The sequence below is a fragment of the Streptomyces sp. NBRC 110028 genome, assembly GCF_001417735.1.
GTDB lineage: Bacteria > Actinomycetota > Actinomycetes > Streptomycetales > Streptomycetaceae > Streptomyces.
Genome location: NZ_BBUZ01000089.1, coordinates 1 through 3,699, shown reverse-complemented (window position 1 = coordinate 3,699; position 3,699 = coordinate 1). Strand labels below are relative to the sequence as shown.

1 protein-coding gene is annotated in these 3,699 nt (G+C 72.3%); it reads left to right on the top strand.

Annotated elements, in window-relative coordinates:
- Window positions 1–3,699 (top strand): SDR family NAD(P)-dependent oxidoreductase (locus ASC60_RS38360; protein WP_159043425.1); only part of this gene is annotated, 3,699 nt, incomplete at both ends.

The window sequence follows — 3,699 nt, the reverse complement described above, 5'->3', positions numbered from 1 at the left end:
AGATCACCTCCATTCCTGTCCTCCACCGCGACCGGGACGACAACCACACCCTCCTCACGGCACTCGCCACCGCACACACCCACGGCCTCCACATCGACTGGACACCCCTCATCGGGGAAACCAGCACGGCCACCGCCCTGCCCACCTACCCCTTCCAACGCCAGCGCTACTGGCTGGAAAGGTCCAGGCCCACCGCGGGTGCCGACGGTCTGGGGCTGACGGCGACCGGCCATCCGGTGCTGACCACCATGGCCGAACTCCCCAATGGGGGCGGACACCTCTTCACCGGCCGGGTCTCCGGATCCGACCCCGCCTGGGTGGCCGAACATGCCATCTTCGGGTCGATGATCGTGCCCGGTGTGGCATTCGTCGATCTCCTCCTCCACGCGGCACGCCACATCGACTGCGGCCACATCGAGGAACTCACCCACCATGTGTTCTTCGCCGTGCCGGAACGCGGCGCCCTCCAGCTCCGGGTCCTCGTCGAAGCGGCGGACGACTCCGGGCGGCGCTCCCTCGCGGTCTACTCCCGGCCGGAGGACGCTCCGGCCGAGAACGAGTGGACCTGCCATGCCACAGGGGTGCTCGCGGCCGAGGAGAGGGAAGCGCCCGCGACGGCAGGGGTGCTGACGGATGATGTCTGGCCCCCGGCCGCCTCGGTCCCCATGGACACGGAGGAGTTCTACCGGCGGGTCACCGGTGCGGGCTTCGGCTACGGGCCACTGTTCCGGGGGATGCGCGCGGCCTGGCGGGACGGGGACACCACGTACGCGGAAGTGTCCCTCCCCGCCGACGCCGATCCCGGCGCGTACGGCATCCATCCCGGTCTGCTCGACTCGGCCCTCCAGCCCGCGGCGCTCGTCGCGGGACGCGAGGCGGCGGACGACACCATCAGGGTGCCGTTCTCGTGGAGCGGTGTGTCCCTCCACGCGACGGGGGCGAGGGCCCTGCGGATCCGCCTCATGTGGCCCACCCCGGACACGGTGTCGCTGGTCATCGCGGACCAGACGGGTGCGCCGGTGATGACGATCGACGCCCTCATCATGCGGTCGGTCGGCCCCGACCAACTCGCCGCCGCGCGTGCGGCCGACGCCGGAGAGCTGTACGAGGTCGACTGGCTCGCCGTCCCGGCACCCGAGGACGGGATACAGGACACGGTCGAGGTCGCGCAGGACGCGGTGAGGCTCCCGACCGCGCAGCGGGACGACGACACGACCGGGCCCGAGGTGTTCGTCACGTGGTGCGTCTCCGAGAACGACGCCGACCCCGTGCGGTCGACCCGCTCCCTCACCCATCGCGTGCTCGGTCTCGTCCAGGCGGTCGTGTCCGACGACCGGCCGGACTCCCGCCTGGTGATCCTCACCAGGGGCGCGATGTCCACCGGAACCGGCACCGGCGACGAGCCGGCCGATCTGGCCGGAGCGGCGGTCTGGGGACTGATCCGCACCGCTCAGTCGGAGCACCCGGACCGGTTCACCCTGATCGACCTCGACGGCTCGGATTCCTCACTGAGCGCCGTCCCGGCCGCCCTCGCCACGACGGAACCACAACTCGCCGTGCGCGACGGCGCGCTTCTGGCCCCTCGCCTCGCCCGCCCCGCCGCCGGGACCGATACGCCGGGCACCGCTCCGGCGTCGTTCGATCCGGACAAGACGGTGCTCATCACCGGTGGCACCGGCGCCCTGGGCACGCTCCTCGCCCGCCACCTGGTCGGCACGTACGGCGTCAGGAGGCTGCTGCTCATCAGCCGGAGCGGCCCGCGCGCCGAGAGCACCCTCGCCACGGAACTCGCCGAACTCGGCGCCGAGGCCACCATCGTGGCCTGCGACGCCGCCGACCGGCCGTCGTTGGGGGCACTGCTCGCGAGCCTGCCGGAGGAGCATCCGCTCGGCGCGGTGGTGCACTGCGCCGGGACGCTGGACGACGGCATCGTGACGGCACTCAGCCCTGAGCGGTTCGACGGGGTGCTTCGCCCGAAGGTGGACGCCGCGTGGAACCTCCACCTCCTGACCCGCGACCTGGACCTGGACGCGTTCGTGCTGTTCTCGTCGGCGGTCGGTGTCCTCGGTTCGCCCGGACAGGCCAACTACGCGGCCGCCAACAGCTTCCTGGACGGCCTCGCCCAGCACCGCCGTGCGTACGGACTGCCCGCCACCTCACTCGCCTGGGGGCTGTGGGACCAGGGCGGCGGCATGGCCGGAACCCTCGATGAGCAGGACCGGGCGCGCATGAGCCGCAACGGGCTGCTGCCGATGCCCGCCGAACAGGCGCTCGCACACTTCGACGCGGCGCTCCGGGCCGACCCGGCGGTGGTGGTCCCGGCCAAGCTCGACCTCGCGGGGCTGCGGGCCCGCGCCACCTCCGTCCCCGTGGCACCGATCTTCCGCGGGCTGGTCCGTACGCCCCCGCGCAGCGCCGCCCAGACGGTCGCGGCCGGAGGGGACGCCGGCGGCCTGCGGCAGTCGCTCGCGGGACACCCCGAGCCCGAGCAGGACCGGATCGTCCTGGACTTCCTGCGCGGTCATGTGGCCGCCGTCCTCGGACACGGCTCGCCCGACGCGATCGACCCCGCGCACTCGTTCAAGGACCTCGGCTTCGACTCGCTCAGCTCGGTGGAACTGCGCAACTCGCTCAACAAGGCGTCCGGGACGCGTCTCCCATCCACCCTGTTGTTCGACTACCCCACCCCCACCGTGCTCGCGAGCTACCTCCGCGGCGAGCTGATGGGCGGAGGCCGGGCGGAGGCCGGTGCCGCTCAAGTGGCCCGGCGCGCCGCCCGTACCGCACCGGCACCGTCCGACACGGCCGAGCCGATCGCCATCGTGGGCATGGGCTGCCGTTTCCCCGGTGGCGCCAGTACGCCGGAGGAGCTGTGGCGGCTGGTGGCCGAGGGCCGTGACGCGGTGGGCGACTTCCCCGACAACCGAGGCTGGGACGTCGACGACCTCTACGACCCCGACCCCGATGTGCGCGGCAAGACCTATGTCCAAAAGGGCGGCTTCCTCTACGACGCCGACCGCTTCGACCCCGAGTTCTTCGGGATCACCCCGCGCGAAGCCCTCGCGCTCGACCCCCAGCAGCGTTTCCTCCTGGAGACGGCCTGGGAGACGTTCGAGGACGCCGGTATCCGGCCCGAGACCCTGCGCGGCAGCGCCACGGGCGTCTTCGCCGGAGTGGCCGCCCAGGAGTACGTCTCGCTGACGCATCACGGCGGTGAACCCGTCGAGGGCTATCTGCTGACGGGGACGACGGCGAGCGTGGCGTCCGGCCGGGTGGCGTACACCTTCGGCTTCGAGGGCCCGGCGGTCACGGTCGACACCGCCTGCTCGTCCTCGCTGGTGGCACTCCACTTGGCCTGCCAGTCGCTGCGCAGCGGCGAGTGCTCCATGGCGCTGGCCGGTGGCACCACGATCATGGCGAATGCCGGGATGTTCCTGGAGTTCAGCCGCCAGCGCGGGCTGGCGCCCGACGGCCGCTGCAAGTCGTTCTCGGCCGCCGCCGACGGCACGATCTGGGCCGAGGGCGCGGGCATGGTCCTGCTGGAACGCCTGTCGGACGCCCGGGCCAACGGCCACCCCGTCCTGGCCATCGTCCGTGGATCTGCGGTCAACCAGGACGGCGCGTCCAACGGCCTGACCGCGCCGAACGGACCGTCGCAGCAACGCGTCATCAACGCCGCCCTGGCGAACGCCGGGCTCA